Source organism: Thermogutta sp. (assembly GCF_014359955.1).
Lineage (GTDB): Bacteria > Planctomycetota > Planctomycetia > Pirellulales > Thermoguttaceae > Thermogutta.
The window spans coordinates 1-4,161 of record NZ_JACIYL010000380.1; the positions used below are offsets into that span (position 1 = coordinate 1).

Consider the following 4,161-nt stretch of genomic DNA (forward strand, 5'->3'; position numbering starts at 1 on the left):
CCAGTTCGAGCCGGGCTGCGTCGTTTGTCAGCACACGGCGGAGGAACGGCACGGCGTCTGGCCCGGTTACCCGAAAGCGTCCCATGTGGCTGATGTCAAAAAGACCGCCGAATTTTCGAACGCTGAGGTGTTCCTGCAGGATGCCGGATGAGTAATGCAAAGGCATAGTCCAGCCGGCAAAGCCCGTCATTCGGGCGCCATGCTGTTTATGCCAATCGGCAAGAGGTGTGCATTTGAGGGACGTCACGCTGTACTCCGGGATTGAGAAAACTCCTGCGTTCAGAAAGATGAATGCGTCGGGCTTTCCGAAAAAGCGGCGTCAATTCCGCTCCCCGACAACCGGAACGATTTATTTTTGCAAATGGCAACCCCGTAGGGCAACCGTGGGGATCGCCAAGTCGAGCGAGTTGTTAGTCAGCGCGCCGGTGCCGCGAGGTTGATTAGCGGTTTCAGACGGCCACCCTTTTGCACTTCGACAACCGCCAGAAGGTTATTGAACTGATCGACGACCGCCGCCTTCTGGCCGGGGACGAGCTGGGCCTCGCACCTGGGCCACTGGCCGTGCAATAGACCGCGAAGCGAGGTTTCATCGAGTCGAAGTTGTGGAAGATGTTGCGTTGCAACCCACGGTGGGCGCAGGTACTCGAGCCATCGATGCTCGTCGAGTGTCCTGGGGTCGACTGACTCTTCGAGCGTAAATTGACCGACGGCCAGGCGTGTCAGCTCCGACATGACAGCCCACGTGCCGAGGCTCTCCGCGAGATCACGGCCCAGTGATCGCACGTAGGTCCCTGAGCCGCACCGAATTTCCATTTCGAGTTCCGGATATTCATATCGGAGGACTTTCAGTTCGTAGACAGCCACCGGGCGAGGTTGAGGAAGTCGCGGTGTTCCCTGCCGGGCCCATTCGTATCCACGCCGACCATGGATTTTCACGGCGGAATAGACGGGCGGCCGCTGCAGGATTGTCCCGATAAACCTCGGCAAAACAGCTTCAATCTGCTGGCGAGTTGGGCGCACCGCTGCCTCACGGATGGTGACTTCACCTTCGACGTCGTCGGTCGGGCTGCTTCTGCCGAGCAGAAAGGTCGCTCGATAGAGCTTCGGTAACTCCTGAATGAGCGAAATGAGCCGTGTGGCGCGTCCCACACATACGACGAGCACGCCCGTCGCCAGGGGGTCGAGGGTTCCTGCGTGGCCGACGCGCAGGCCCCTCGCCCAGCGCTGAACCATGTTGACGGCGTCGCGCGATGTGATTCCTTTGGGCTTGTTGAGGGACAGGATACCACAAATTTCCTGGTTTTTCACTGCCGTGCGATCACTCGTCATGACCCATTGGGTTCGGTAGCGTTAAATGTTGCTGTGGCCGACATGTTGCTCTCAAGGACGTTTGCGGCCTGGCCTGAAGGTCCGTCCAACTCCGAAAGGTATCGTACAACCCTTATCGTACACCCGTGGCGATATGTGAAAAGTGTTGCCACCGACGTGCTGCGATCTCCTGGGGTTACTGAGTCCTCCCCACTTCTGCTCTGTTGTCGGGATCGAACCCGGGTGTCACCGCGACCTTCTGCGGAAGAGAGAGTTGGTTCGGAGGGGCTTGTTTGTCAGGTCCATCTCTCAACGTGGGATACTCCGTTTTGCAGTAGCGGGCACGACAAGCGTGCCCCTCCGTGCTCGGCGGAGGCCGTGGAAAGCATCCCTTGAATAGACGCGGATTCCACGCCGGGGGAGCGTTCCGGTTGCACCCGAATCATGTCACGGACTGAGGGGGGGCCAGTCCCACCCGGGCTACGGCAGCGGTAGGGGCAATTCATGAATTGCCCCTACAGTGCTTTGGGTTCGTGGCATGTCATAGGCTTTTGCAAAATTGGCGATGAGTCAGCCGGGGGTTGAGATTGACTGCGTCCAGTTTTTTCTGATAATGGGGCGAAAATTCGGAAAGTGTTCCATTGCGAAGTCGCTCTGCGTGAAAGGAACGAGTTATGGCCCGGCCGCTGAGCAAACTTGCCAAAGATTGGTGGGACTACACGACTTTAGATCCCGAATTGCTACAGGATGCCGCCAAACTCACCGTGCGGCAGATAGAACGGCTTTCCCGGCCAGGTTTCAAGATTGTCATGTACGACACGCTGGAAGAATTCTACCTGGCGGAAGCGCTCGAATACATCAATGCCTGGCGGCAATCCACTGCGGACAATCCCTGTGGAATTTGTGGTCCGATAGGCCCCACGGAGCAACTCCCGCTGGTGGCCCGGCTCGTCAATGAGTTGGGGCTCGATGTGCGCGAGGGCCACTTTTGGGGAATGGACGAATGGGTGGACGAAACAACAGGGCAGCCGGTTCCGATGGATCATCCATTGAGCTTTGCTCGCGCGGATATGGAGCTGTGTTTCAATCGAATCAACCCCAAGCTGAGGATGCCGAAGGATCACATTCGCTTTCCCATCGGTGACCTGGATGCCTATTCGCGAAGTTTCGACGAAATTCGGTGTGTGGTCATGCAAGGGGGACAGGGGGATATCAAGCACTGGGCTTTCAATGATCCGCCCAGGCGGCAGGGGAAATGGAAGGACGAGCCACCGCCCCCTGCTGAATACCGCAAGCTCAAGACGCGGATCACCGACCTCCACCCGGCTACCATTATGCAAAACGCACGCACCTCCGGTGGCGGGCAGGTGCACCTGGTCCCGACCAAGGCGGCAACGGTTGGCCCGGTGGAAACGTGGAAAGCTGAAAAGGTTTCCATCTGGCACGCAGGAATGCACGATAATCCGTTTGGCATGCGACTGACAACACTGATGATTTCCAAGGGAATTGCCGACTCAGCCGTGCCGATGTCGCTTCTGGCGGAGCATCCCAACGTCCAGTTCAATTTCTACCGGCCGGCCCTCGCCGAAGTGAAGACGGAAATGCATTGACGGATCGGCGATCTATGATACCGTCCGGGTAGTGGATTCGTTGGGAAAGTGAAAGAGTTGGCGGACTTGCCAGGCGAGATTATCAGGCAAAATGTCTGTCCGTTTGACTTTGTCAGGTGGGACGGGATACCCCCCCGCTGTGTGATGTTGCGACGCCAAAGGGATATTCGTTTCCTCCTATGACCATAATCTTCACAGAGGATCACTCGTTGAGACTCGTTCCATGGCTGGAAAATCGTCTTCGCCAGCCTCTGCCCGGCCCGATGATGGGGACCAAATACGCACCGCGTCCACCCCTGGGGCGCGATTATTCCAAAATCCCGGCAAACGCCCGACCTGCGGCCGTTCTCATCTTGCTTTACTGGCATCAGTCGCAGTGGTGGCTGCCGCTGACGTTGCGGAGGCGGGATCTGCCCGACCATGGGGGACAAATCAGTTTGCCGGGCGGCGCTCTGGAACCAGGGGAGACCTCCTGTCAGGCGGCCGTTCGCGAATTCTGCGAAGAGCTGGGCGTGGAGGTCTTTAAGCCCCGCATCCTGGGGAAACTGTCAACTATTTACATCGAACGGAGTGGCTTTCGGGTCGATCCCTGGGTGGCCGTGGCGCATTCACGCCCTCCGATGTGCGCTTCTTCCTGCGAAGTGGAGGAGCTTTTGGAGATTCCCCTTGCGCATCTGCTGGACCCAGCTCATTTTGGGGTTCATCAACGGGAGTACCGTGGTCAGCCCTACGAAGCCCCGCATTTTGCTTTTGGCCCCCATCGAATCTGGGGCGCTACGTGTCTCATCCTGGGAGAATTTGTCACGCTCATCGAGGAGTTTCTTCAAAGCGGTGGCGAGTAGCGGCCCGCACCATTGGGCAAGGGGTTGATTCGAGGACGAAACGCTTGCGAACCAGTGATCGTGCTCACTCTGTGGTCAGCACCTTTTGGAATAACTCGCGGAGAATCTGTTCATCGATTTTCACTGGAGTGAGCGTGCAGGCTTCCGGAGTCGCCTCAAGGGCGTGACGAACCAACCGATCGAGGTAGTTTCCCGGAGCATCGGGAGGGACGGTGACTCGATCGGGCAATCCCGCATCGCGAAACAGATTTTCGAGTGAGTCGAGGAACATCGCCGCCTGTTGTTCGGGAGTCTCTGCCAGGATATGGCACTGGCGCCCCAGTTCGGCCAGGGGCTCCGGGCAGGACTGCTGCAAAAAGCGGAGCGCGACTGGCCCGGCGATGGCCACCGCCAGACCGTGG

Annotated in this window: 4 protein-coding genes and 1 pseudogene; 2 read left to right on the forward strand and 3 right to left on the reverse strand. The window is 58.2% G+C overall.

Annotated elements, in window-relative coordinates; genetic code table 11:
• Together H5U08_RS11635 and truB are read right to left on the reverse strand one after the other, a co-directional pair.
• Positions 1-247: pseudogene (locus H5U08_RS11635) on the reverse strand (glycine cleavage system protein T); the annotation flags it as partial.
• Between the two features lie 167 nt (positions 248-414).
• Complete coding sequence (gene truB, locus H5U08_RS11640) at positions 415-1,329, reverse strand: tRNA pseudouridine(55) synthase TruB (RefSeq protein ID WP_297033187.1); 915 nt, start codon at positions 1,327-1,329, stop codon at positions 415-417.
• A 653-nt stretch (positions 1,330-1,982) separates the two neighbouring features.
• Between truB and H5U08_RS11645 the strand changes: the two genes are divergently transcribed.
• Both H5U08_RS11645 and H5U08_RS11650 read left to right on the forward strand, forming a co-directional pair.
• Entirely contained in the window at positions 1,983-2,918 is a 936-nt protein-coding gene (locus H5U08_RS11645) for a glucosamine-6-phosphate isomerase (RefSeq protein WP_297033188.1), read from the forward strand.
• A gap of 209 nt (positions 2,919-3,127) precedes the next feature.
• Positions 3,128-3,760: a CoA pyrophosphatase gene (locus H5U08_RS11650; RefSeq protein WP_297033191.1), complete on the forward strand. Its 633-nt coding sequence runs from the start codon at positions 3,128-3,130 to the stop codon at positions 3,758-3,760.
• 64 nt (positions 3,761-3,824) lie between these two features.
• On the opposite strand, the gene H5U08_RS11655 is transcribed toward H5U08_RS11650, so the two are convergent.
• The coding region (locus H5U08_RS11655; protein ID WP_297033194.1) for an iron-containing alcohol dehydrogenase at positions 3,825-4,161 on the reverse strand (337 nt) is incomplete at its 5' end.

Coding starts and splice junctions, on each gene's coding strand:
- H5U08_RS11645 (WP_297033188.1), top strand. CDS start 1,983: ATGGCCCGGCCGCTGAGCAAACTTGCCAAAGATTGGTGGGACTACACG.
- truB (WP_297033187.1), bottom strand. CDS start 1,329: ATGACGAGTGATCGCACGGCAGTGAAAAACCAGGAAATTTGTGGTATC.